At 71.6% G+C, this 24,138-nt stretch carries 19 protein-coding genes and 7 tRNA genes; 14 read left to right on the top strand and 12 right to left on the bottom strand.

Annotated elements, in window-relative coordinates:
* Both ACFV3E_RS04850 and ACFV3E_RS04845 read right to left on the bottom strand, forming a co-directional pair.
* Window positions 1-1,739, bottom strand: a 1,739-nt coding sequence (locus tag ACFV3E_RS04850) for a DEAD/DEAH box helicase (protein ID WP_500533383.1), incomplete at its 3' end; no start/stop codon positions are given.
* Window positions 1,740-1,947: 208 nt separating this feature from the next.
* Complete coding sequence (locus ACFV3E_RS04845; protein ID WP_500533382.1) at window positions 1,948-2,436, bottom strand: hypothetical protein; 489 nt, start codon at window positions 2,434-2,436, stop codon at window positions 1,948-1,950.
* A 263-nt stretch (window positions 2,437-2,699) separates the two neighbouring features.
* Here ACFV3E_RS04845 and ACFV3E_RS04840 point away from each other — a divergent pair, with 263 nt between their 5' ends.
* The 8 genes from ACFV3E_RS04840 to ACFV3E_RS04805 all read left to right on the top strand — a co-directional run bounded on the left by ACFV3E_RS04840 (window position 2,700) and on the right by ACFV3E_RS04805 (window position 9,992).
* Entirely contained in the window at window positions 2,700-3,050 is a 351-nt protein-coding gene (locus ACFV3E_RS04840) for a metallopeptidase family protein (RefSeq protein WP_499512613.1), read from the top strand.
* Window positions 3,051-3,097: 47 nt separating this feature from the next.
* The gene (locus ACFV3E_RS04835; protein ID WP_500533381.1) at window positions 3,098-4,693 is read left to right on the top strand and encodes a metallophosphoesterase family protein; all 1,596 of its coding nucleotides are present in this window, start codon (window positions 3,098-3,100) and stop codon (window positions 4,691-4,693) included.
* 93 nt (window positions 4,694-4,786) lie between these two features.
* Window positions 4,787-4,859 (top strand) — tRNA-Glu (locus ACFV3E_RS04830).
* Window positions 4,860-5,180: 321 nt separating this feature from the next.
* Window positions 5,181-5,255: transfer RNA gene (locus tag ACFV3E_RS04825), tRNA-Asp, on the top strand.
* A 4-nt stretch (window positions 5,256-5,259) separates the two neighbouring features.
* Window positions 5,260-5,336, top strand: a tRNA-Phe gene (locus tag ACFV3E_RS04820).
* A gap of 235 nt (window positions 5,337-5,571) precedes the next feature.
* Entirely contained in the window at window positions 5,572-9,498 is a 3,927-nt protein-coding gene (gene hrpA / locus ACFV3E_RS04815; protein ID WP_500533380.1) for an ATP-dependent RNA helicase HrpA, read from the top strand.
* Window positions 9,499-9,570: 72 nt separating this feature from the next.
* Window positions 9,571-9,645: transfer RNA gene (locus ACFV3E_RS04810), tRNA-Asp, on the top strand.
* Between the two features lie 137 nt (window positions 9,646-9,782).
* Complete coding sequence (locus tag ACFV3E_RS04805; RefSeq protein ID WP_500368355.1) at window positions 9,783-9,992, top strand: DUF6274 family protein; 210 nt, start codon at window positions 9,783-9,785, stop codon at window positions 9,990-9,992.
* A gap of 263 nt (window positions 9,993-10,255) precedes the next feature.
* Here ACFV3E_RS04805 and bldC read toward each other — a convergent pair whose 3' ends face one another.
* Window positions 10,256-10,462: a developmental transcriptional regulator BldC gene (gene bldC / locus ACFV3E_RS04800; protein ID WP_003949541.1), complete on the bottom strand. Its 207-nt coding sequence runs from the start codon at window positions 10,460-10,462 to the stop codon at window positions 10,256-10,258.
* 483 nt (window positions 10,463-10,945) lie between these two features.
* Window positions 10,946-11,800: a DUF8083 family protein gene (locus ACFV3E_RS04795; RefSeq protein ID WP_500533379.1), complete on the bottom strand. Its 855-nt coding sequence runs from the start codon at window positions 11,798-11,800 to the stop codon at window positions 10,946-10,948.
* Between the two features lie 173 nt (window positions 11,801-11,973).
* Between ACFV3E_RS04795 and ACFV3E_RS04790 the strand changes: the two genes are divergently transcribed.
* Both ACFV3E_RS04790 and ACFV3E_RS04785 read left to right on the top strand, forming a co-directional pair.
* A complete protein-coding gene (locus ACFV3E_RS04790) occupies window positions 11,974-13,080 on the top strand; it encodes a Leu/Phe/Val dehydrogenase (protein ID WP_500368353.1) in 1,107 nt (368 codons plus the stop codon).
* Between the two features lie 328 nt (window positions 13,081-13,408).
* Window positions 13,409-13,777 (top strand): DUF3073 domain-containing protein, encoded by a 369-nt coding sequence (locus ACFV3E_RS04785; protein WP_499512619.1) that lies wholly within the window; start codon window positions 13,409-13,411, stop codon window positions 13,775-13,777.
* An 80-nt stretch (window positions 13,778-13,857) separates the two neighbouring features.
* Here the strand turns inward: ACFV3E_RS04785 and purM are convergent, their stop codons facing one another.
* The 8 genes from purM to purS all read right to left on the bottom strand — a co-directional run bounded on the left by purM (window position 13,858) and on the right by purS (window position 22,699).
* A complete protein-coding gene (gene purM / locus ACFV3E_RS04780; RefSeq protein ID WP_500533378.1) occupies window positions 13,858-14,925 on the bottom strand; it encodes a phosphoribosylformylglycinamidine cyclo-ligase in 1,068 nt (355 codons plus the stop codon).
* 28 nt (window positions 14,926-14,953) lie between these two features.
* The gene (purF, locus tag ACFV3E_RS04775) at window positions 14,954-16,471 is read right to left on the bottom strand and encodes an amidophosphoribosyltransferase (protein WP_500368349.1); all 1,518 of its coding nucleotides are present in this window, start codon (window positions 16,469-16,471) and stop codon (window positions 14,954-14,956) included.
* A gap of 128 nt (window positions 16,472-16,599) precedes the next feature.
* Complete coding sequence (locus ACFV3E_RS04770) at window positions 16,600-18,267, bottom strand: hypothetical protein (RefSeq protein WP_500533377.1); 1,668 nt, start codon at window positions 18,265-18,267, stop codon at window positions 16,600-16,602.
* Window positions 18,268-18,296: 29 nt separating this feature from the next.
* The gene (locus tag ACFV3E_RS04765) at window positions 18,297-19,094 is read right to left on the bottom strand and encodes a maleylpyruvate isomerase family mycothiol-dependent enzyme (protein ID WP_500533376.1); all 798 of its coding nucleotides are present in this window, start codon (window positions 19,092-19,094) and stop codon (window positions 18,297-18,299) included.
* Window positions 19,095-19,141: 47 nt separating this feature from the next.
* On the bottom strand, window positions 19,142-19,345 hold the full coding sequence (locus ACFV3E_RS04760) for a DUF4177 domain-containing protein (protein ID WP_500368343.1): 204 nt from the start codon (window positions 19,343-19,345) through the stop codon (window positions 19,142-19,144).
* A 182-nt stretch (window positions 19,346-19,527) separates the two neighbouring features.
* The gene (purL, locus tag ACFV3E_RS04755; RefSeq protein WP_500533375.1) at window positions 19,528-21,777 is read right to left on the bottom strand and encodes a phosphoribosylformylglycinamidine synthase subunit PurL; all 2,250 of its coding nucleotides are present in this window, start codon (window positions 21,775-21,777) and stop codon (window positions 19,528-19,530) included.
* Window positions 21,774-22,457: a phosphoribosylformylglycinamidine synthase subunit PurQ gene (purQ, locus tag ACFV3E_RS04750; RefSeq protein ID WP_499512626.1), complete on the bottom strand. Its 684-nt coding sequence runs from the start codon at window positions 22,455-22,457 to the stop codon at window positions 21,774-21,776. Before purQ ends, purL begins: the two co-directional genes overlap by 4 nt.
* Window positions 22,454-22,699, bottom strand: a complete 246-nt coding sequence (gene purS, locus ACFV3E_RS04745; protein ID WP_026250862.1) for a phosphoribosylformylglycinamidine synthase subunit PurS — start codon at window positions 22,697-22,699, stop codon at window positions 22,454-22,456. The genes purQ and purS overlap by 4 nt, the downstream gene beginning before the upstream one ends.
* Window positions 22,700-22,960: 261 nt before the next feature.
* On the opposite strand from purS, the gene ACFV3E_RS04740 reads away from it, so the two are divergent.
* The 4 genes from ACFV3E_RS04740 to ACFV3E_RS04725 all read left to right on the top strand — a co-directional run bounded on the left by ACFV3E_RS04740 (window position 22,961) and on the right by ACFV3E_RS04725 (window position 24,088).
* Window positions 22,961-23,278, top strand: a complete 318-nt coding sequence (locus tag ACFV3E_RS04740; protein WP_500533374.1) for a histone-like nucleoid-structuring protein Lsr2 — start codon at window positions 22,961-22,963, stop codon at window positions 23,276-23,278.
* Between the two features lie 142 nt (window positions 23,279-23,420).
* Window positions 23,421-23,492 (top strand) — tRNA-Gly (locus tag ACFV3E_RS04735).
* Between the two features lie 45 nt (window positions 23,493-23,537).
* A tRNA-Gly gene (locus tag ACFV3E_RS04730) sits at window positions 23,538-23,610 on the top strand.
* A 405-nt stretch (window positions 23,611-24,015) separates the two neighbouring features.
* Window positions 24,016-24,088: transfer RNA gene (locus ACFV3E_RS04725), tRNA-Gly, on the top strand.
* Window positions 24,089-24,138 lie beyond the last annotated feature (50 nt).

Genomic DNA, 24,138 nt, shown 5'->3' with positions numbered 1-24,138 from the left:
CGGTTGAACGACGGACGCTCGTCACGACGGTCCCGGTTGAACGACGGACGCTCGTCACGACGCTCGCGGTTGAACGACGGACGCTCGTCACGACGCTCGTACCCGCGGTCACCGCGGTCACCGCGGTCCCGGTCGCGGAACGACGGGCGGTCGTCACGACGGTCGTCGCGGCGGCGCTCGTAGTTGCCACGGTCGTCACGGCGCTGGAACGTGCGCTGCTCCGGCGCGGACGTCTCCGCGGCCGGGGCGGGGACGCTCGCCGCGGCGGCGACCGCCTCGGCGGCCTCGGCCTGGGCGGCGGCCACGGCGGCCTCCGGGTCCTCGCCGCGCTCACGGGCGGCACGGGCGGTGAGGCGGTCGGCCTCCTCGCGGAGTTCGGCGGCCCGCCGCTGCGCGCGCTCCAGGGACTTGACGAGGTCGGCGACCTCACGCTCGGCCTGCTGGGCGGCGTTGCCCGCCGCGTCCGCCTGCACCTCGGTCAGCGACCGGGCGCCGGTGATCTGGGCCACGTCCTCGTCGAACGCCCCGGCCCCGCCGACGACGTGGCGCGAGGCGTCGACGCCCGCGTCCTCCATCAGCCGGAAGATCTGCTTGCGCTGGTGCGGCAGGGCGAGCGAGACGACCGTGCCGGACTGGCCGGCGCGGGCGGTACGGCCCGAGCGGTGCAGGTAGTCCTTGTGGTCGCCGGCCGGGTCCACGTTGAGGACCAGGTCGATGCCGTCCACGTGGATGCCGCGGGCCGCGACGTCGGTGGCGACGAGGACGTTGACGTAACCGTCCTTGAAGTCCGCCAGGGTGCGGGTGCGGGCGCCCTGGGTCATGCCGCCGTGCAGGGCGTCGGCCTTGACGCCCGCGTCGCGCAGCTGCTCGGCGACGCGGTCGGCACCCATCTGGGTGCGGACGAAGATGATGGTGCGGCCCTTGCGGGCGGCGATGGCGGCGGTGACCGGGGCCTTGTCCTTGGGCTTCACGACCAGGACGTGGTGGGTCATCGTGGTGACCGCGCCGGCCGAGGGGTCGACCTCGTGCGTGATCGGGTCCTTCAGGTACCGCTTGACCAGGGTGTCGATCTCGTTCTCCAGCGTGGCGGAGAACAGCAGCCGCTGGCCGCCGGCCGGGACCAGGTCGAGGATCTCGGTGACCTCGGGCAGGAAGCCCATGTCGGCCATCTGGTCGGCCTCGTCGAGGACGGCGATCTGCACCTGGTCCAGCGCGCAGGCGCCGCGCTCGATCAGGTCGCGCAGCCGGCCCGGGGTGGCGACGAGGATGTCGACGCCGCGCTCCAGGGCGTAGATCTGGTTCTGCATCGAGGTGCCGCCGCAGACGACCTTCATCTTCAGGCCGAGCACGTCGCCGTACGGCTGCAGCGCGTCCGCGACCTGCATCGCCAGCTCACGGGTCGGGGTGAGGATCACACCGCGCGGACGCTTGCGCTCGGTGCGGCCCTCGGACAGGGAGGTGAGCAGCGGCAGACCGAAGGAGAGGGTCTTGCCGGAGCCGGTACGGCCGCGGCCGAGGATGTCGCTGCCGGCCAGGGCGTCGGGGATCGTCGCCGCCTGGATCGGGAAGGGGGTGGTGACCCCGTTCTGCGCCAGCTTGCGGACGATCCCCTCGGGCAGGCCGAGGTCGCCGAAGGTCACGCTGGGGGTTTCGGGAGCGGTCTGCTCCTCGATGACGGCCTCGTCGGTGCCGTCGGTGTCGATGGGCATGGCGGAACGGTCGGCAGTGTCAATAGACATGCTGAAGCTAAAACCTCTCGGAGATTTCGGCACGCGCCAGCTCCGGAGGTTGCTTACAACCGCCTCGATGCGGTCAGCCACAGGAGAAAAGGAACGCGCCAACGCGGCGCGCTTCGGTTCGGCGCCGGGCAATGGGATCAAACGATCTACCAGCATACGCATACGAGACCGCTTTGGCCAATTCGGTCCTCTCGGCCCCTCCCGTTCCTCATGTGGCGCCGTTCACCGAGGGCGCGCTGGACGGCGACGGCTCGGGCGACTCGCCGCCCCCGGACGGCGGCGGCGAGCTGTCTCCCGGCGAGGACGTCGTCGACGGCCGGTCCGACGGGGGCGAGGACTGCGAGGGCCGCCCCGAGGACGAGGGCCGCACCGACGGCTTCCCGCTGTGGGAGCGGTCCGGGCCCTGGGTCGGCCCGGGCACCGACTCCTCCGCCGACACCGAGGGCGAGCCGGCACCGGGCGCGAGGGCCCCGGGCCGCCCCTCCACCCCGCCCGGGCCGCCGGGCATCACCATCCCGCCGTCCTCCCAGGTCCCCCCGGCACCGCCGGCCTCCCCGGCGACACCGGAGGACGCGCCCTTCGGGTGGGCGTCGCCGCCCGCGCCGCCCACGCTCACGCAGCCGGTCACGGAGCCCAGGGCGAGCACGGGCAGGAGCAGCACGGCCGCCGTACGCGCGCGGGCGGTGGCAGGGGTCACGGAGGCACCTCTGGTGGATCTGGCGGGACCGGTGGGTCCGGTGGGTCCGGCGGGGGCGTGGCGGGATCGGGTTCCGCGCTGCCCAACGGGCCCACGGCCCTCGGGGACACGCCCCTGCGGGCGGGAGCGCGCCCCCGCGGCGACCGGCCCGCCCCCGCGCGGGTCACCGAACGGCTCCCACCCGGCGCCCCCTTGGCACGCCCCGGTACCGCAATCCGCGCCGGACGCTGCCCGAACGGCCGTCCGTCCCGGACAATGGCGGTGTGCTGGAGATGTCACGCGAAGCGTTCGAGGAACTGGTCAGCGACGCGCTCGACCGGATCCCGCCCGAGCTGACCCGCGTCATGGACAACGTGGCGGTGTTCGTCGAGGACGAGCCCGACCCCGCCGATCCGGAGCTGCTGGGCCTGTACGAGGGGACGCCGCTGACCGAGCGCGGGGAGTGGTACGCGGGCGTCCTGCCGGACCGGATCACGATCTACCGCGGCCCGACCCTGCGCATGTGCGGCACGAAGGAGGAGATCGTGCACGAGGTCGCCACGACCGTCGTCCACGAGGTGGCGCACCACTTCGGCATCGAGGACGAACGCCTGCACGAACTCGGCTGGGGCTGAGCCCCGGTGGCCCCCCGCGGGCGCGGGGGACGTCCGTCCGGCGGCGCATGGCCCGCGAGCGCCGGGGGCATACGTCGGCAATGGTCCGTGTTCGCTCTCGTGTGCCCCGTATCCGTGACCTGTGGCGTCGCCGCCGCACCGCAGAACCGCCCGCCCCCTCGCTCCCCGTCCCCCCGGCCCGCCCCTACCTGGGCGCGCTCGGGCTGCTCGCGGTGACGCTGGTGGGCGGCTGGCTCGGCCTGGTGGTGCTCGGCAGCATCGAGGAACCGGTCGGCCCGATGAACACCCGGATGTCGCTGCACCCGTCCTGGACCGGGGACACCAAGGTCAACATCTCCCCGCTGGGCTCCCTCCAGCTGGACAGCCACGACGGCCCGCTGCGTCTGGTCGTGGACGTCGACACCCTCGACCCCGACCGGGCCCGGACCCTCGTACGGCACCCGGAGCGGATCAGCGGGCTGCAGAGCGAGGTCGCCGCCGACGTCGAGCACAGCACGACCGAGCTCGCGCTGCGGTCCTCGGTGGCCGCGCTGACCGGGGCCACCGCCCTCGGCCTGGCCGTCTACCGCAGGCCCCGCCGCGCCCTCGCCGCGGGCGGGCTCTCCCTCGCTGTGCTGGTGGCCTGCGCCGGCACCGCGTACGGCACCTGGAACCCGCGCAGCGTCCTGGAGCCCCGGTTCTCCGGGCTGCTGAGCAGTGCCCCCTCGGTGGTCGGCAACGCGCGCAGCATCGTCAGCGACTTCGACATCTACCAGCAGGAACTCGCCCGCCTGGTGACCAACATGACCCGGCTGTACGACGCGACGTCCACGCTGCCCGCGTACAACCCCGACCCGACCACGCTGCGCGTGCTGCACGTCTCGGACATCCACCTCAACCCGGCGGCCTGGCAGATCATCGAGTCCGTCGTCGCCGAGTACAAGATCGACGTGATCGTCGACACCGGCGACCTGATGGACCACGGCACCACCGCCGAGAACGGCTTCACCTCCGCCATCCCCGACCTCGGCGCGCCCTACGTCTTCGTCCGCGGCAACCACGACTCCATGGACAGCCAGCGCGCGGTCGCGGCCCGCGCCAACGCGTACGTGGTCGACGACGGCCGGTCCGTGGTCGTCAAGGGGCTGCGCATCGCCGGCATCGGCGACCCGCAGTTCACCCCGGACCGCTCGGTCGAGGCGGCCGGCGACCCGTCGGAACGGGTGGCCGGGCAGGAACTGGCCGACGCCATCCGACGGCAGAACGCCACGGGCGCCAAGGTCGACATCGCCGTCGCCCACAACCCGATCGCCGCCGCCCAGACGGACGGCACCGTCCCGCTGATCCTCTCCGGGCACACCCACACCCGGGACGTCGACGTCCTCGAACACGGCAGCCGGCTGATGGTGCAGGGCACGACCGGCGGCGGCGGACTGCGCGCCGTCGAGGGCGACACCCCCCAGAAGGTGGAGGCCTCCGTGCTCTACCTGGACCGGGACACCCACGCCCTCCAGGCCTGGGACGAGATCACCCTCGGCGGGCTCGGGCTGTCCACCGCCGAGGTCTCCCGCCACCTCCCGGAGGAGGTGGAGCCGGGCCGCGCCCCGTCCCCCTCCTCCTCCCCCTCCGGGACGCCCTCCGCCACGGCGACGAGCAGCCCGTGAACCGGCCCGTAAACCGTTTTGGCGATCCCCCCTCGCATCCCATATCCTGCTGACGCGTCCCGACGGCCGAAGATTCGCCCGGCGGGCCACCCAGCCCTCATCGTCTAGTGGCCCAGGACGCCGCCCTTTCAAGGCGGTAGCACGGGTTCGAATCCCGTTGGGGGCACATACGTCGTCTGCGTCGTCCCGCAGACCATGCGCGTTGGCAGTGCGGCCGGTTCACCGGCGGCACTGCCTTCCGTGTTTTCCGGGCCGGAACCGGTGCTTCCCCCTCGCAGGCCCGCAGGTCACGCGTGCGTGGCACCGCCCGGGGTCTGATACGCTGGTCCAGCGAGATCGGCCCGCCAGTGCGTGTCCGACCGGTCACCGAGAATCACCGACCGGAAGCCGTCCACCGGCGATCCGTTCCTCGCAGAGCGCGGCGGAATCCCGTTGGGAGCACGCACAAACGTGTGGGAGACTGTCTCTCGCGCAGAGCGCATAGCAAGGTCCTGTGGAGCAGTTTGGAGTGCTCGCCACCCTGTCAAGGTGGAGGCCGCGGGTTCAAATCCCGTCAGGACCGCGCTGGCTGGGTAGCTCAGTTGGTACGAGCGATCGCCTGAAAAGCGATAGGTCGCCGGTTCGACCCCGGCCCCAGCCACCAGCAACCCCCGTCGAGATCCTCGGCGGGGGTTTCGTGTTCCCGGCGGCCGGCCCTCGCGGCGGGCCCCGCAACCGACCCCACGCAACGGGGAGTCACGCCGGCCGTGCCGGTGTCGTCGCGAGCACCACCCGCACCGCCGATGCCCACCGGGCTGCCGGGGCGGTCCTCCGGGGCGGGGATCGCCGGGGTAATGCGTTCGCCCGGGGGGCGCGGCGGATGCGATGCTGGAACGCGTATGTCTACGCAGCCCCCCTCCCCCGCATTCGGCGAGCTCGGCACACGGCTGGCCGAGCTCACCCTGCGCGACGCGCAGCGCCTCGGCCGTCGCCTGGAAGGCGCACGCCGCATCCGCAAGCCCGAGGCCCGCTCGGCCGTGCTGACCGAGATCGGGGCGGAGATCGACAAGGCCGCGCTGAAGGCCGACGCGCGGCGCACGGCCATACCCGCGATCAGCTACCCCGAGCAGCTGCCGGTCAGCCAGAAGAAGGACGACATCCTCGAGGCGATCCGCGACCACCAGGTCGTGATCGTGGCGGGCGAGACCGGCTCCGGCAAGACGACGCAGATCCCCAAGATCTGCCTGGAGCTGGGCCGCGGCGTCCGCGGCCTGATCGGTCACACCCAGCCCCGCCGCATCGCCGCCCGCACGGTCGCCGAGCGCGTGGCGGAGGAGCTGCGCACCCCGCTGGGCGGGGCGGTCGGCTGGAAGGTCCGGTTCACCGACCAGGTCGGCGACGGCACGCTGGTCAAGCTGATGACGGACGGCATCATGCTGGCCGAGATCCAGACGGACCGGGACCTCCTCCAGTACGACACGATCATCATCGACGAGGCCCACGAGCGCAGCCTCAACATCGACTTCATCCTGGGCTACCTCGCCCAGCTGCTGCCCCGCCGGCCCGACCTCAAGGTCGTGATCACCTCCGCGACGATCGACCCCGAGCGCTTCTCCCGGCACTTCGGCGACGCGCCGATCGTCGAGGTCAGCGGGCGTACGTATCCGGTCGAGGTGCGGTACCGGCCGCTGCTGGCCGAAGGGGGCGGCGAAGCCGACGAGGCCGACCGCGACCAGATCACCGCGATCTGCGACGCGGTCGACGAGCTCCAGGCCGAGGGCCCGGGCGACATCCTGGTCTTCCTCTCCGGCGAGCGGGAGATCCGCGACACCGCCGACGCCCTGAACAAGAGGCAGCTGCGCTTCACCGAGGTCCTGCCGCTGTACGCGCGGCTGTCCTCCGCCGAGCAGCACAAGGTGTTCCAGCGCGGCACGGGCCGCCGCATCGTGCTGGCCACCAACGTCGCGGAGACCTCGCTCACCGTCCCCGGCATCCGGTACGTGATCGACACGGGCGTCGCCCGCATCTCCCGCTACAGCCACCGCACCAAGGTGCAGCGGCTGCCCATCGAGCCGATCAGCCAGGCCAGCGCCAACCAGCGCAAGGGCCGCTGCGGCCGCCTGGCGGACGGCATCTGCGTCCGGCTGTACTCCGAGGACGACTTCCTGTCCCGCCCGGAGTTCACCGACGCCGAGATCCTCCGCACCAACCTGGCCTCCGTCATCCTGCAGATGACCGCGGCCGGCCTCGGCGACATCGCCCGCTTCCCCTTCATCGACCCGCCGGACGCCCGGAACATCAAGGACGGCGTCCAGTTGCTGCAGGAGCTCGGCGCGCTCGACGGGCAGAAGCTCACGCAGACCGGCCGCAAGCTCTCCCAGCTGCCGGTGGACCCGCGGCTGGCCCGCATGGTGCTGGAGGCGGAGCGCAACGGCGTGGTCCGCGAGGTCATGGTGATCGCGGCCGCCCTGTCGATCCAGGACCCGCGCGAACGCCCCCAGGACAAGCAGCAGCAGGCCGACGAGAAGCACCGCCGCTTCGCCGACGAGACCAGCGACTTCATGGCGCTGCTCAACCTGTGGCGGTACGTGCGCGAGCAGCAGAAGGCGCTGTCCTCCTCCGCCTTCCGCCGGATGTGCCGCACCGAGTACCTCAACTACCTGCGCATCCGCGAGTGGCAGGACATCTACAGCCAGCTGCGCACGGTCGCCAAGACGATGGGCATCCACCTCGCCGAGGGCGACCACGAGGTCAACGCCCAGCACGTCCACCAGTCCCTGCTGGCGGGCCTGTTGTCGCACGTCGGGCTGAAGGACACCGACAGCAAGAACGAGTACCTGGGCGCCCGCAGCGCCAAGTTCGCGGTCTTCCCCGGCTCCTCGCTCTTCAAGAAGCCGCCGCGGTGGATCATGTCGGCCGAACTGGTGGAGACCTCGCGGCTGTGGGCGCGGGTCAACGCCCGCATCGAGCCGGAGTGGATCGAGCCGCTCGCCCAGCACCTGGTGAAGCGGTCCTACAGCGAACCGCACTGGGAGAAGGACCAGGCGGCGGTCGTGGCCCTGGAGAAGGTGACGCTGTACGGCGTGCCGATCATCGCCGACCGCAAGGTCAACTACGGGAAGATCGACCCGGAGACCAGCCGCGAGCTGTTCATCCGCAACGCGCTCGTCGAGGGCGACTGGCGCACCCACCACCAGTTCTTCCACGACAACCGCAAGCTGCTGGCCGAGGTGGAGGAGCTGGAGCACCGGGCGCGGCGCCGCGACATCCTCGTCGACGACGAGACGCTCTTCGACTTCTACGACCGCCTGGTGCCCGAACACGTGGTGTCGGGCGCGCACTTCGACTCGTGGTGGAAGCACAGCCGCCGCGAGGAGCCGGAGCTGCTCAACTTCGAGCACTCCATGCTGATCAACGAGAACGCCGAGGCCGTCACCAAGGACGACTACCCCGACTCCTGGCGCCAGGGGAAGCTCAAGTTCCGTGTGACGTACCAGTTCGAGCCGGGCGCGGACGCGGACGGCGTGACCGTCCACGTCCCGCTGCAGGTGCTCAACCAGGTCACCCCGGACGGCTTCGACTGGCAGATCCCGGGCCTGCGCGAGGAGGTCGTCACCGAGCTGATCCGCTCGCTGCCCAAGGCGGTCCGCCGCCACTACGTGCCGGCGCCGAACTACGCGAAGGCCTTCCTGGACCGCGTCGTCCCCGTGCAGGACCCCCTCCCCGAGACCCTCGCGCGGGAGCTGCAGCGGATGGTGGGCGTGCCCGTCACCGCCGAGGACTTCGACCTCGCCAAGGTCCCGGACCATCTGAAGATCACCTTCCGGGTGACCGACGAGCGCCGCCGCAAGCTGGCCGAGGACAAGGACCTCGAGGCGCTCAAGCTGCAGTTGCGGCCGAAGACCAAGGCCGCGATCAGCAAGGCCTTCGACGCCGCGGGCTCCATCGGCATCGAGCGGCGCACGGGCCTGAAGCAGTGGACGGTGGGCGCCCTGCCGCGCACCTTCGAGACGCGGCGGTCCGGGCAGCCGGTCAAGGCGTACCCGGCGCTGGTCGACGAGGGCGAGAGCGTGGGCGTGCAGCTCTTCGACACCGAGGCCGAGCAGGCCGCGGCGATGTGGCGCGGCACCCGCCGGCTGATCCTGCTGAACGTGCCCACGAACCCTGCGAAGTTCGCCGCGGACCGGCTGTCCAACCAGGACAAGCTCGCGCTGGCGCGCAGCCCGCACGGCTCGGTGACCGCCCTGTTCGACGACTGCGTCACCGCGGCCGCCGACCGGCTCATGGCCGAGCACGGCGGCCCGGCCTGGGACGAGGAGTCCTTCCGGAAGCTGTACGACTCGGTGCGCGCCGACCTCGTCGAGCTGACCGTCAGGACGGTCGCCCAGGTGCGCCAGGTGCTGGCCGCCTGGCAGGCCTGTGAGCGCCGCCTGAAGGCCGCCCAGAGCCTCGCCCTGGTGGCCAACCTCGCGGACGTCAAGGAACAGCTGGGAGGCCTCGTGGGGCCCGGTTTCGTGACCGCCACGGGGGTGCGCCGGCTGCCGGACCTGCTCCGCTACCTGGTGGCCGTCGACCGGCGGCTGCAGCAGATGCCCACGGGCGTCCAGCGCGACACCACGCGCATGGAGAAGGTCCGCGAGATCCAGACCGAGTACGCCGAGCTGCTGGCCGCCCAGCCGGCCGGGCGCCCGGTCCCCGAACGGGTGCGCGACATCCGGTGGATGATCGAGGAACTGCGGGTCAGCTACTTCGCGCACGCCCTCGGGACGGCGTTCCCCGTCTCGGACAAACGCATCTTCAAGGCCCTCGACGAAGCCTGGGGCTGATCGGGTTCGCAATCACCCTCTGACCTGCTGTACAGTCTTCCTCGCGGCCAGGGAACGACGGCCGCGAAACCTGGTCCTGTGGAGCAGTTTGGAGTGCTCGCCACCCTGTCAAGGTGGAGGCCGCGGGTTCAAATCCCGTCAGGACCGCAGTGAAAGCAAGGCCCGCGTCCAGCGAAGGACGCGGGCCTTCTTGCTGTGCGCGGGGTGGACGCCGTGGCCGGGACGCGGTTGCGGAGGGTGCGGGTCCCCTGGTTCCGGCCGTTCCCGCGTGGTACGCCTGGCACATGAGCGCGACGCCGAGGGAACCGGGCCCGCCGCCCCGGGACGTGACGCGGGCGCTGCTGCGCGCGCACCTGGCGGCCGCGGCGGGGGGCGGACGGCGGCACCTGACCCGGCACTGTCCGGTGTGCCACCGGCTGATGCGGCTGGCACTGCGGCGCACCGCCGTCCCACTACCGCACGAGTCCGGAGGGGAACAAGACTCCGGCATGTGACGGGAGTCACGTGAAGAGTTCCGGCTCTGAGGGAACTTGGGGGCTCCTGTGGCACCGTCAATTTAATATGTGCAATTGCACTCATGACAGAGGGCCCAGTCCTCACAAGACGGACACATCACACGCACAAAAAAGATCGCACCGGAGCCGGCGGACTCCGGTGCGATCAACGTTCCTACGGGTGTCCCTGATGGGGGCAGGGACCCTTCGGAGCGGGCGTTGCGGCGGGTTGGGGGCCCCGCGTGGACGCCCGTTTGTTCAGGTCAGGCCTCGCTGCGCTGCTGCGGAATGCCCGCGAGCAGTGCACGGACCTCCGCCTCGCGGTAGCGGCGGTGCCCGCCGAGCGTGCGGATGGACGTGAGCTTGCCAGCCTTGGCCCAGCGCGTGACCGTCTTCGGGTCCACGCGGAACATCGTGGCAACCTCAGCGGGGGTCAGCAGCGGCTCGGCATCAGGGGTGCGAGCGGTCATGAGCGGCCTCCTCGAGAGAACCGAACCAACACGGTTCTTTCCTCTAAATTCTGCACCTTGACCCGCGTTGCCCGAAATGGCGGACGCGGGCCGAGTCGGTAATAGGACGAACGGCTTGTCCTTGGCACTACAACTACACCATCTGTCCAGCCGTGTCGGCCAAACCGATGGATTTGCCCTCTGAGGTGTCTAAGCTCGACGGAAGCCGATGGACCGGGCCATAACGGACAGTCACGCTTGAGTGACGATCAGTCACAGCCAACCCACGAGCCACAGCCCCACCTCAAGGGGATGCAATCCCGGACATTCCACCCAGAGCGAGTGGAAAGAGGTCCTTCCGGACCCGATGTCCCATATTGTCATGGGGGGTGGGGATGAGGGCAAGACCCCTAAACGTGCTTTAGGTCACGCTTAGGCCAAAGGTACCGGTCGGCCGGACTCAGGACCAAAGTCCCTCCCCCACAACCGGTTCCCGACGGACCCTCAACTCGCGTACAGCAGTTCCCTGACGGCCCGCCAACGGTCGCTGAGCCGCTCGTACGCCTCGCCGGCCCGGGTGCCGTCCCCGTCCCGCAGCGCGGCCAGCGCCTCCGCCACGTCGGCGGCGGACCGGTCCCCCGCGAGGGAGTCCGGGGCGATGGCGTGGACGAGCCCGCCGTAGTCGAGTTCGACCAAGGAGCGCGGGTGGAACTCCTCGAGCCAACGCCCTACATCTACCAGGCCGTCGATCAGGGGTCCCTCTTCGAGTGAATCCTTGAGCACCCGCAGCGCCCGGGCCGTCCGCCGGCGGGCCTGCACCATGGGGGTCCGGTAACGCATCACCGGCTGCTTGGACTCGCCCGCGCCCGCGGGTTCGTACTCACGCTCGGAATCGTCGAACAGCACGAACCAGCGCACCGGGACGTGCCACGTCGCCCCGCGGATCCAGGGCCGGGCGTCGGCGTTCTCGGGCTTCTCCGCCCGCCACGCCGTGAAGTCGGCCTCCGCCTGCTCACGCACGACCGGCGGCAGCACGGCGTCCACCACGGGGGCGGGGAACTCCTCGACCAGTTCGGACAGGGCCAGCCAGCCGCGCAGCCGGGTGCGCCAGGGACAGACGTGGGTCACGCCGTCCACGACGGCGACGAACCCGTCCCCGCTCTCGCGGACCGGGACGGCGACGGGCGGCACGGACAGCAGACCGGCCAGCGACTGGCGCAGTTCGTCCTGTGCGGACCGCTGAGCGCCCTGGGCGGCATATCGGTACCAGTAGCCGCGATCGGGCTCCGGGAAGGCCGCCAGCGGCTCGTACACCCGCAGATACGCCGCGTACGGGACCAGCACCGATGACAAGCCCACACCCGCTCCCTCGTGACGGCTTCCGCCCTGGCATCGTCCCACGTCGCTTCCGGCACGGGGAGTGATCCACGACACTGGGAAGATGTTCACGGCCGGGTGGTTCTAGTCTTCTGCCAACCGGCCCTCCCCCACCCACCCGGAGGGCGACCTCTGGACATTCGGGAGTCACCACAGTGACCGACGTACGTCAGACACCCGGCATCGTCACCACGCTGTTCCGATCGGAGCAGGGCGGTCACGAGCAGGTCGTCTTGTGCCAGGACCGCGCCAGCGGCCTCAAGGCCGTCATCGCGATCCACTCCACCGCCCTGGGCCCGGCCCTCGGCGGCACCCGCTTCCACGCGTACTCCTCCGACGAAGCGGCGGTCGAGGACGCGCTCAACCTCGCCCGCGGCATGTCGTACAAGAACGCGCTCGCCGGCCTCGACCTCGGCGGCGGCAAGGCCGTCATCATCGGCGACCCGGACATGGACAAGTCCGAGGAGCTGCTGCTGGCCTACGGCCGCTTCGTGGCCTCGCTCGGCGGCCGCTACGTCACGGCCTGCGACGTCGGCACCTACGTGGCCGACATGGACGTGGTCTCCCGCACCGCCCCGCAGTGGACCACCGGCCGTTCGCCCGAGAACGGCGGCGCCGGCGACTCCTCCGTCCTGACCGCCTGGGGCGTCTTCCAGGGCATGCGCGCCTCCGCCCAGGCCAAGTGGGGCGACCCCACGCTGCGCGGCCGCAGGGTCGGCGTGGCCGGTGTCGGCAAGGTCGGCCACCACCTGGTGGAGCACCTGCTCAAGGACGGCGCCGAGGTCGTGATCACCGATGTTCGCGGCGAGGCCGTCGACCGGATCATCTCCCGTCACCCGCAGGTAACCGCCGTCTCCGACGCTGACGTCCTGGTCCGGACGCCGCTGGACGTGTACGCGCCCTGCGCGCTCGGCGGCGCCCTCGACGACGACTCGGTGCCGGCCCTCACCGCCTCGATCGTCTGTGGCGCGGCCAACAACCAACTCGCCCACCCCGGCGTCGAGAAGGACCTGGCCGACCGCGGGATCCTCTACGCGCCCGACTACGTCGTGAACGCGGGCGGCGTGATCCAGGTCGCGGACGAACTGCACGGTTTTGACTTCGAGCGGGCCCGCGCCAAGGCGACGAAGATCTTCGACACCACGCTCGCGATCTTCGAGCGCGCCGCCGCCGACGGCATCCCGCCGGCCGCCGCCGCCGACCGCCTGGCCGAGCAGCGCATGGCCGAGCGCACCCCGGCGGAGAGCTGGCTGCGCCCGTGACCCGTGGGGCCGCGGCAGGGCCGCGGCCCCTCCGGCACGCCCCCGTCCGCGTGTGGACGGGGGCGTGTCGTCCATCACAAAGCGGACACCCGCGGGGTGCCGCCGACGTACGGTGGCCGCGCGTCCTCGCGAGTCGGGGCGGCTCCCGGCGGGCCTCCGTGACGAGGGCCGCAGGCTGGACATCCGACCGTTACCACGCCCCGGCAGCCAGACCGCGGCGGAAGAAGGTAAAATCGCGATTGACCAGCCAGGACGGGGCCATCGCGGGCCCCTGCTCCGACGCGCGTCGTGCGGGCGACGTACCGTGCGGCCTCGGAAGCAGGTACCGTTGAAGTCCTACGGACCGGGACTCTCATGTGAGGGCCCGTTCCACATCGTGAACGCGTGTCAAGACTCGGGGCCGTCGAGCCCCACCGTTGAGGGGGTCGAGCCAATGGGGCGCGGCCGGGCCAAGGCCAAGCAGACGAAGGTCGCCCGCCAGCTGAAGTACAACAGCGGCGGAACGGACCTTTCACGTCTGGCCGAAGAGCTGGGCGCATCGTCGACACTGCCGGTCAATCCGGAGGTACAGGAAGACGACGATGACGACGAGCTGGAAGACGACCCGTACGCACGGTACGCGGATCTCTACGGCGACGACGAGGACGACGACGAGGACGACGAGTCCCAGTCCTCCTCACAACGCCGTCGCGCTTGACGCAACACATTCCGTTCCAGCTTGACCACTGACCCGGTCCGGGCGCCGCCCGGACCGGGCTTCGTGCTGCCCCACGCCGGTCAGGCCGCGTAGTCCCCGGTGAGCTCGACGGCCTCCGCGTGCTCGCCGCGCTCCACGACCTCGCCGGCCACCCAGGCGTCCAGGCCCCGGTCGGCCAGCGTGGTCAGCGCCGCGTCCACCGAGCCCTCGGGCACCACGGCGACCATGCCGACGCCCATGTTCAGGGTCTTCTCCAGCTCCAGCCGCTCCACGCCGCCGAGCTCGCCGACCGTGCCGAACACCGCGCCCGGCGTCCACGTCGAGCGGTCCACCGTGGCGTGCAGGTGGTCCGGGACGACCCGGGCCAGGTTGCTGGCCAGACCGCCGCCGGTGACGTGCGAGAAGCCGTGCACCTCGGTGGTACGGGTCAGCGCCAGGCAGTCCAGCGAGTAGATCCGGGTCGGCTCCAGCAGCTCCTCGCCGAGGGTCCGGCCGAACTCCGGGACCTCCCGGTCCAGCGCCCAGCCGGCCCGCTCGAACAGCACGTGCCGGACGAGCGAGTACCCGTTGGAGTGAAGGCCGGAGGACGCCATGGCGATCACGACGTCACCCTTACGGATGCGATCCGCGCCCAGCAGCCGGTCGGCCTCGACCACGCCCGTACCGGCCCCGGCGACGTCGAACTCGTCCTCGCCCAGCAGGCCCGGGTGCTCGGCCGTCTCGCCGCCGACCAGGGCGCAGCCGGCGAGCACGCAGCCCTCGGCGATGCCCTTGACGATGGCCGCGACCCGGTCCGGGAAGACCTTGCCGACGCAGATGTAGTCGGTCATGAAGAGCGGCTCGGCGCCGCACACGACCAGGTCGTCGACGACCATGCCGACCAGGTCGTGGCCGATGGTGTCGTAGACGCCCATGCGGCGGGCGATGTCGACCTTGGTGCCCACGCCGTCGGTGGCGGAGGCCAGCAGGGGCCGCTCGTAACGCTTGAGCGCGGAGGCGTCGAAGAGCCCGGCGAAGCCGCCGAGACCGCCCACGACCTCCGGGCGGGTGGCCTTCTTCACCCATTCCTTCATCAGCTCGACCGCGCGGTCGCCCGCCTCGATGTCGACTCCCGCCGCGGCGTAGCTGGCACCGGTGTTCTCGGACATGGCTGTGTTGTGTCCTTGCGTCGAATGCTTACGGGCGACGGAGCGCGTCGGCGGCGTCGGGGCCGCCGGCCAGCTCGGTCTCCAGAAGGTGCTTGCCGAGCAGTTCGGGGTCCGGCAGCTCCATCGGGTACTCGCCGTCGAAGCAGGCCCGGCAGAGGTTGGGCTTGGCGATCGTGGTCGCCTCGACCATCGCGTCGAGCGAGATGTACGACAGCGAGTCCGCGTCCAGGGACTTGCAGATCTCGTCGACCGACAGGCCGTTGGCGATCAGCTCGGCGCGGGTGGCGAAGTCGATGCCGAAGAAGCACGGCCACTTGATCGGCGGCGAGGAGATCCGGATGTGGACCTCGGCGGCGCCGGCCTCGCGGAGCATCCGGACCAGCGCGCGCTGGGTGTTGCCGCGGACGATCGAGTCGTCCACGACCACCAGGCGCTTGCCCCGGATGACCTCCTTGAGCGGGTTGAGCTTCAGGCGGATGCCCAGCTGCCGGATGGTCTGCGAGGGCTGGATGAACGTCCGGCCCACGTACGAGTTCTTCACCAGGCCCGAGCCGTACGGGATGCCGCTCGCCTCGGCGTAGCCGACCGCGGCCGGCGTGCCGGACTCCGGGGTCGGTATCACCAGATCGGCGTCGACCGGGGCCTCCTTGGCCAGCCGGCGGCCCATCTCGACCCGGGAGAGGTAGACGTTGCGGCCCGCGATGTCGGTGTCGGGGCGGGCGAGGTACACGTACTCGAAGACGCAGCCCTTGGGGCGGGCGTCGGCGAAGCGGGAGGCGCGCAGCCCGTTCTCGTCGACGGCGATCAACTCGCCGGGCTCGATCTCGCGGATGAAGCTCGCGCCCACGATGTCCAGCGCGGCGGTCTCCGACGCGACGACCCAGCCGCGCTCCAGGCGGCCCAGCACCAGCGGGCGGATGCCCTGCGGGTCACGGGCGGCGTAGAGCGTGTGCTCGTCCATGAAGACCAGGCTGAAGGCGCCCTTGACCTCGGGCAGCACCTGACGGGCGGCGTCCTCGACGGACAGCGGCTTGCCGTCCTCGTCCACCTGCCCGGCGAGCAGCGCCGTGACCAGGTCGGTGTCGTTGGTCGCGGCGACCCTGGTGGCCCGGCCGTTGCCCTGGGGCAGCGCGGCGACCATCTCGGCCAGCTCGACGGTGTTGACCAGGTTCCCGTTGTGGCCGAGGGCGATGGAGCCGTTGGCCGTGGCGCGGAAGGTGGGCTGGGCGTTCTCCCAGACCGAGGCGCCGGTGGTCGAGTAACGGGCATGCCCGACCGCGATGTGGCCCTGCAAGGAGCCGAGGGAGGTCTCGTCGAAGACCTGGGACACCAGGCCCATGTCCTTGAAGACCAGGATTTGGGAGCCGTTGCTCACTGCGATGCCCGCGGACTCCTGTCCGCGGTGCTGCAGGGCGTACAGCCCGAAATAGGTGAGTTTGGCGACCTCTTCGCCGGGGGCCCAGACACCGAAGACGCCGCAAGCGTCCTGGGGGCCCTTCTCGCCGGGGAGCAGGTCGTGGTTGAGTCGTCCGTCACCACGTGGCACGGAACCGAGTCTAGGGCAGGTTCCGGTGTCGTCCGAACGAGGGAACGCGACAAAAGTGCGTTCTATGCGCGTAAACCCAAGGGGCACCTGGCCGTGTGACCTTGGTCGTGGTCCCGGCCGGAGCCTGGTCAGGGGCGCAGTGCGGGGTCACGGACCATGGCGGTGAGCTCGGCGGCGGCGCGCGTCGCGCCGGACGGGCGGCGCCGCACCCGCTCCCATCCCGGAACGGCGACCGCGCCGAGCCGGAGGTCGTCCAGACCCGCGACGCGGCGGACGATCAGCTCCCCGTCCGAGGTGCGGACGACACGGGTGACCTCCGCCCAGGGCACGTGACGGGTGCGCAGGTGGCGGCGGACCCGGAGACCGGTGGCGTCGGCGGTGATCCGCCAGGTGATCATGGACAGCGCCTTGTCGACCAGCCACAGGCCGCCCAGGACCGGCAGCAATGCCCGCCACCAGGGCCCGCCGGAGAACCCGGAGCCCAGGAAGACCACCGAGCCCACCAGGAGCAGCGCGCCCGCCGTACGGCAGCCCGCACCGCCGTGCCAATGGACGGGGCCCGCGCCGGGCTTCAGGGCCGCGGCCGCCTCGGCGACCCTGGCCTCCGCCTCCCGGCGGTGCTCGGCATGGTCGGGAGACCCGCTCCCGGACGACGGCGCCACCCACCGCCGCGCCGGCGACTGCGTGGCACCGACCAGGAGGTCGCCGGAGCCCGTGGTGGCCGCCAGCACCAGTTCCGCGCCTTCCGCCGGAAGGCCGAAGAGCACGCCCTCGCCGCGGGCCCACGCACCGGGTCCGGCCGCGCGGTAGGCCAGCACCGGTGGGCCGGACGCGTCGTCCACCGGCCGGATGACGGTCCTGCCGTCCTCGTCGCGCCCCGCCAGCACGCGGAGCACGGAAACGGGTCCGCGGCGCACGGCGCGGGCCCGCAGCGCAGACAGCGCCCCCGACAGCAGCAGGGAGAGGCCGAGGCCGCCCGCCGTGAGCGTCAGGAGCTGCAGGCCCGTGCGGTCCTCGTACGGCTCCGCGGCGAGCCGCAGCCACCCCCCGTCGACGAGTACGGGCGCCTCGGTGCCACGGTCGTGGTCCTCCGGGAACGTCACCGCGACGCGGTGCCGCGTGCCATCACCGAAGCGGACGACGATGTGGTCCCCGGCACCGTTGCCGACGACGACCGACCCGGCGCGGACGGCCGCCGCCGCGTGCGCCCGGTCCGCCCGGTCCCCGGACACGGCGATCACCGCGGCCACCGCAGCGATCACCAGCGCCGCCAGGCCGACGGCGATCCGGAGCACGCCCCGTCGCACCGGCGCGGCCCGCTCCGGCACCGGGAGCGCGACTCCCCCCGCCGCCTCCAGGGCCAGGGCCCGCTGGCGGCGGCGCACCCGCAGCCGCGCAACCGCGGCCGCCCATCCCCAGCACAGCGCGACCAGCACCGCGGCGTCCGCCACCCGCCCGGCATCGCCGTCGGCCAGGAAAGCGGGATCGGTCATCCACAGCAGCAGCAATGGCGCCGACACCAGCGCCGCCTCGGGCAGCACGAACAGCCACACCGCGTGGACCAGGAAACCGACCGCGCCGATCGCGTACAGCCACATCGGCCCGCAGGGGGCGGCCGCCGTGCACGGAGGGTCCCAGCCGACCGGGACGACCGCCGCGAGGACCGCCACCACCAGCACCGGGGCGCACCACCGCGGGCGCGCCCAGCCCGGAGGCCGCACCGCGGCCCAGCGGCGGGCGTCGGCGGAGAGCCAGGGGCGGGCCGGCATGCCGGCCGGGGCGGTCGTCGAGGTCACCGGCGCATTATGCGGACGCCGGGACCGCCTCAGCCCAGCAGGGGGAGGTACGGGGCGAGGTCGGCGCGATCGCCGCTGGCGGAGACCGTGGCGGAGGCCAGGGCGTCGGCCCAGGACGTGCGCCCGGTGGCGAGACGGATCCAGGTGAGCGGGTCCGTCTCGACGACGTTGGGCGGGGTGCCCCGGGTGTGGCGGGGCCCGGGCACGCACTGCACGGCCGCGTACGGCGGGACGCGGACCTCGACGGAATTGCCGGGAACCGTGACGGCGAGGGTGTCCGCGAGGAGCCGTACGACGGCGGCGACGGCGTGGCGCTCCAGGGGGACGGGCACACCCGTCGCCGCGGCGAGGTCGTCGCTGTGGACGACCAGCTCGACGAGCCGGGTCACCAGGAAGTCCGTGGACCGCATCGCGCCGAGCGTGATCGCCACCAGGCGCTCGGGCGCCACCGCCTCGTCCAGCACCCCGGCGAGGCCGCGGGCGGCCTCCTCCAGGCGGGCGGCGGCGTCGGCGGTCCCCGCGGCGGCCTCGCGGGTGTCGGCGTCCAGCGGGCCGGCGATGCGCGCCGTGGAGCGCGCCCACGTGGTGAGGTCGAGGTCCGCCTTGGCCGGGGCGGGCGCGGTCACCACCCGGGCGACGGCTTCCACCTGCCGGGCGATGTGCACCACCAGCGTGTGCACGTCCCACCCCGGAAGCCCGGCGGGCGCGGCCAGCTGATCTGCCGTCAGTCCACGGACGGCGTCCAGGACATGTTCGACCTGGGCGGTGAGCGCCGCGCGGGTCCTGGCGGGGTCGTAGGTGCGGGCCTTGCGGGCGGTGGACGGCATGGCCGCAGCCTACGCGCCGTGCACAGCCCGCACCCCGACCCCGGAGGTCAGGCCTGGCGCGGCCGCTCGAAGGTGAGCAGCAGCCCCTCCACGGCGCCGGGGCCGATGCGGCCCTTGACGTCGGCGGCGGTGATCGACTTGAGCTGCCAGCCGTCCTCGGCGTGCTTGTTGAGCGTCTTCTCCAGCTTGCCGTCGTCGATGGCGTCGCCTATCAGCGACTCACGGAAGTTGACGACCTTGTACTCGTACATCGATGGGACCCCTCGTCATGACGATGGTTGCGGGACGCACAGTAGTACCCGGATCTGTACGCCGGGGGCCCCACCGTCGACGAACGGGACATGGACGGAGCACAGGGGCCGAAGAGGCCGGGCGAACGAACGAAGCGCCCCCGCGCCTGGCGGCACGGGGGCGCTTCGGGAGGGCGGACGGATCAGGCCAGGAGGGCCGGGATCGTGCCCTCGTAAGCCGTGCGGAGCTCGTCCAGCGGGATGCTGAACTCGCCCTGGAGCTCGACCGCGTCGCCGTCGACGACACCGATCCGCGTCGCGGGCAGACCGCGCGCACCGCACATGTCGGTGAAGCGGAGCTCCTCGCTGCGCGGCACCGAGACGACCGCCCGGCCCGCCGACTCCGAGAAGAGGAGCACGAACGGGTCGAGGCCGTCCGGCACGACCAGCCGCGCGCCGTTGCCGCCGCGCAGGCAGGACTCGACGACGGCCTGGACGAGCCCGCCGTCCGACAGGTCGTGGGCCGCGTCGACCATGCCGTCCCGGGAGGCCGAGATGAGGATCTCGCCGAGCAGCTTCTCCCGCTCCAGGTCCACCGCCGGCGGCAGTCCGCCGAGGTGGTCGTGGATCGCCTGGGACCAGGCGGAGCCGCCGAGCTCCTCCTTGGTGTCGCCCAGCAGGTAGAGCAGCTGGCCCTGGTCCTTGAAGGCGACGGGGGTGCGGCGGGTGACGTCGTCGATGACGCCCAGCACCGCGACGACCGGCGTCGGGTGGATGGCGACGTCACCGGTCTGGTTGTAGAGCGAGACGTTGCCGCCGGTGACCGGCGTGCCCAGCTCCAGGCAGCCGTCGGCCAGGCCGCGGCAGGCCTCGGCGAACTGCCACATCGCCGCCGGGTCCTCGGGCGAGCCGAAGTTGAGGCAGTCGGAGACCGCCAGCGGCTTGGCACCGGTCGTGGCGACGTTGCGGTACGCCTCGGCCAGCGCCAGCTGCGCACCCGTGTACGGGTCGAGCTTGGCGTAGCGGCCGTTGCCGTCGGTGGCGACCGCGACGCCGAGGTTGGTGTCCTCGTCGATGCGGATCATGCCGGAGTCCTCCGGCTGCGCCAGCACGGTGTTGCCCTGCACGAAGCGGTCGTACTGGTCGGTGATCCACGCCTTGGACGCCTGGTTCGGGTGCGCGACCATGGTCAGGACCTGGGCGCGCAGCTCCTCGCCGGATCCCGGGCGCGGCAGCTTGTTGGCGTCGTCGGCCTGGAGCGCGTCCTGCCACGCGGGGCGGGCGTAGGGGCGCTCGTACACCGGGCCCTCGTGGGCGACGGTGCGCGGCGGGACGTCGACGATCTGCTCGCCGTGCCAGAAGATCTCCAGCCGGTCGCCGTCGGTGACCTCACCGATGACGGTGGCGATCACGTCCCACTTCTCGCAGATCTCCAGGAAGCGGTCGACGTACCGCGGCTCGACGATGGCGCACATGCGCTCCTGCGACTCGCTCATGAGGATCTCCTCCGGCGAGAGCGTCGCGTCGCGCAGCGGCACGGTGTCCAGCTCCACCCGCATGCCGCCGGAGCCGGCCGAGGCCAGCTCGGAGGTGGCGCAGGACAGACCGGCGCCGCCGAGGTCCTGGATGCCGGCGACCAGCTTCTCCTTGAAGATCTCCAGGGTGCACTCGATGAGCAGCTTCTCCTGGAAGGGGTCGCCGACCTGGACGGCGGGGCGCTTGGCCGGACCGGTGTCGGAGAAGGTCTCCGAGGCGAGCACGGAGACGCCGCCGATGCCGTCGCCGCCGGTGCGGGCGCCGTAGAGGATGACCTTGTTGCCGGCGCCGGAGGCCTTGGCCAGGTGGATGTCCTCGTGCTTCATCACGCCGACGCACAGGGCGTTGACCAGCGGGTTGCCCTGGTAGCAGGCGTCAAAGACGACCTCACCGCCGATGTTGGGCAGGCCCAGGCAGTTGCCGTAGCCGCCGACGCCCGCGACGACGCCCGGCAGGACGCGCTTGGTGTCGGGGTGGTCCGGCGCGCCGAAGCGCAGCGGGTCCATGACGGCGACCGGGCGGGCACCCATGGCGAGGATGTCGCGGACGATGCCGCCGACGCCGGTGGCCGCGCCCTGGTAGGGCTCGATGTACGAGGGGTGGTTGTGCGACTCGACCTTGAAGGTGACCGCGTAGCCCTGGCCGACGTCCACGACGCCGGCGTTCTCGCCGATGCCGACCAGCAGGGCGTCGTTGGCGGGGGCCTTCTCGCCGAACTGGCGCAGGTGGATCTTGCTGCTCTTGTACGAGCAGTGCTCGGACCACATGACGGAGTACATGGCGAGCTCGGCACCGGTGGGCCGGCGGCCGAGGATCTCCCGGATGCGCTCGTACTCGTCCTGCTTCAGGCCGAGTTCGGCCCACGGCTGCTCGGTGTCAGGAGTCCCGGTGGCGTGCTTCACGGAATCGAGTGTCATGACGCGTGAACCAGCTTCTTGAGGATCGAGGTGAAGAATCCGAGGCCGTCGGTGCGGCCGGTCCCGATCAGCGACTCGACCGCGTGCTCGGGGTGCGGCATGAGGCCGACGACATTGCCCGCGGCGTTGGTGATGCCGGCGATGTCCCGGAGCGAGCCATTGGGGTTCCAGTCCGCGTAGCGGAACACCACACGGCCCTCGGCCTCCAGCTCGTCGAGGACGTGCTCGTCGGCCACGTAGCGGCCGTCGATGTTCTTCAGCGGGATGCTGATCTCCTGGCCCTGCTCGTAATCGGCCGTCCAGGACGTCGAGTTGTTCTCGACACGCAGCTTCTGGTCCCTGCAGATGAAGTGCAGGTGATTGTTGCGCAGCATGGCACCCGGCAGCAGATGCGTCTCGGTGAGCACCTGGAAGCCGTTGCAGATACCCAGGACCGGAAGACCGTCCTTGGCGCCGGCGATGATCGACTCCATCACGGGCGAGAAGCGGGAAATCGCCCCGGCCCGGAGATAGTCGCCGTAACTGAATCCACCGGGCAGGACGACGGCGTCCACCTGATGGAGATCCTTGTCACGGTGCCACAGCGGCACCGGCTCGGCGCCGGCGACGCGGACCGCGCGCTGGGTGTCCCGGTCGTCGAGCGTCCCGGGGAAGGTGACCACACCGATGCGTGCGGTCACGACTCCACCTTCACGGTGAAGTCCTCGATCACTGTGTTGGCGAGGAAGGTCTCGGCCATCTTGCGGATACGGGCGAGGGCGGCGTCGTCGACCGGCCCCTCCAGTTCGAGCTCAAAACGCTTGCCCTGGCGGACGTCGGCGATTCCCTCGAACCCGAGGCGCGGCAGCGCTCGCTGCACCGCCTGGCCCTGGGGGTCGAGGATCTCCGGCTTGAGCATGACGTCGACTACGACGCGTGCCACGGTCACTCCCGGTGGTGTGCTGCGGTGAGATGTCCCCACCGTACCCCGCCGAAAAATCTACGCGGGTAGATATTCCAGAATGGTCACGGAATATCCCCCGGCCGGATTGCCGCCGGGACACCCGGAGGAATTGGCCGATCGGTTGCGGCGAAAAAATGCGGACCGGTAAATGGAAAAGCATTGACCCCGGCCCCGGGGCTTCGATACAACAACGGGGCCAACGCAGTCCCCAGGCCTTCTCCATTGAAAGGACCGGCATCCATGGCGCAGCGCGTAGTGGTCACGCTCTCCGACGACCTCGACGGCGGTGAAGCGGCGGAAACGGTCACTTTCGGCCTCGACGGGAAGTCGTACGAGATCGACCTGTCCGCCGGCAACGCCGAGAAGCTCCGGGAGGCCCTCGCGCCGTACGTCGAGGCAGGGCGCCGCCGCAACCGGCTCGGCAAGGCCTACAAGCACACCTCGCTCGCCCCCGACCCGGCCGCCGTGCGCGCCTGGGCGCTCTCCCGGGGCTTCGACGTGCCGCCGCGCGGCCGTATCCCCAAGAAGCTCTACGAGGCGTACGCCGAGGCCGGCTGATCCGCCGCCGGGCCCCTGCCGGACAGGCCGGGGCCCGGCCCGGGAATCACCCGGAAGAAGCGATTGGACAGCCACCCCCGTTGATCCGCTAGAGTCTGGAACACGCCGAGGGCGGGCCGAAAGGCCCAGACCCCCGGGCCACGCGGGTGTAGTTCAGTAGCAGAACATCCCTCTTCCAGGGGGAAGGCGCAGTGTGCGATTCCTGTCACCCGCTCTGATTGCTCGACCGGTCCTGAGGATCGGGTAGGGTAGTCGCCATGCGGACGTGGCTCAGTTGGTAGAGCATCACCTTGCCAAGGTGAGGGTCGCGAGTTCGAATCTCGTCGTCCGCTCTTGAGGGAAGGCCCCGGTCGGATCACCGACCGGGGCCTTCTTCGTGCTCCCGGCACCGGTCGGTGTGACGGTGACCACAGGGCGGATCGCCCGAACTCCCCTGGCCTCGGGCGGCGATCGCCCCCGCCTGCCGCCCCTCCCGCGCCCCGGGACCCGCCCCCACGGGGTCGTCCACGGGGGCCGCGGCGGCTCTGGGGCACCCCGTGGAACCGGAGTTGGCCGGCCGGCCGGGAACGGCGGCGGGGACCGCCCGGAGGTCCGTGACCGGGCCCTCACCGCTGCCGCGCCCCCGTCGCGTGCGCCGCGGGACACGACGCGGGGAACCCGCCGCGCCAGGGTGTGTGCCCAAGGCCCCCGGCGTTGGCTATAGTGGATGACGCACCGCACGGGAACGCGCGGAGCAGGCGGACGTAGCTCAGTTGGTAGAGCGCAACCTTGCCAAGGTTGAGGTCGCGAGTTCGAGCCTCGTCGTCCGCTCAGGAGAAGGCCCCGGTCGTGACGACCGGGGCCTTCGGTGTTCCTGGGAC

The sequence above is a fragment of the Streptomyces sp. NPDC059718 genome, from assembly GCF_042733315.1.
Taxonomy (GTDB): domain Bacteria; phylum Actinomycetota; class Actinomycetes; order Streptomycetales; family Streptomycetaceae; genus Actinacidiphila.
This window is presented reverse-complemented; position numbering and strand designations above follow the sequence as displayed.

Excerpts from the sequence above, each read along its gene's own strand:
- ACFV3E_RS04765 (WP_500533376.1), bottom strand. The coding sequence starts at position 19,094 with ATGCCGTCCACCGCCCGCAAGGCCCGCACCTACGACCCCGCCAGGACC.
- purL (WP_500533375.1), bottom strand. The coding sequence starts at position 21,777 with ATGACACTCGATTCCGTGAAGCACGCCACCGGGACTCCTGACACCGAG.
- bldC (WP_003949541.1), bottom strand. The coding sequence starts at position 10,462 with ATGACCGCTCGCACCCCTGATGCCGAGCCGCTGCTGACCCCCGCTGAG.
- ACFV3E_RS04805 (WP_500368355.1), top strand. The coding sequence starts at position 9,783 with ATGAGCGCGACGCCGAGGGAACCGGGCCCGCCGCCCCGGGACGTGACG.
- purM (WP_500533378.1), bottom strand. The coding sequence starts at position 14,925 with ATGTCCGAGAACACCGGTGCCAGCTACGCCGCGGCGGGAGTCGACATC.
- ACFV3E_RS04740 (WP_500533374.1), top strand. The coding sequence starts at position 22,961 with ATGGCGCAGCGCGTAGTGGTCACGCTCTCCGACGACCTCGACGGCGGT.
- hrpA (WP_500533380.1), top strand. The coding sequence starts at position 5,572 with ATGTCTACGCAGCCCCCCTCCCCCGCATTCGGCGAGCTCGGCACACGG.
- ACFV3E_RS04760 (WP_500368343.1), bottom strand. The coding sequence starts at position 19,345 with ATGTACGAGTACAAGGTCGTCAACTTCCGTGAGTCGCTGATAGGCGAC.
- ACFV3E_RS04835 (WP_500533381.1), top strand. The coding sequence starts at position 3,098 with ATGGCCCGCGAGCGCCGGGGGCATACGTCGGCAATGGTCCGTGTTCGC.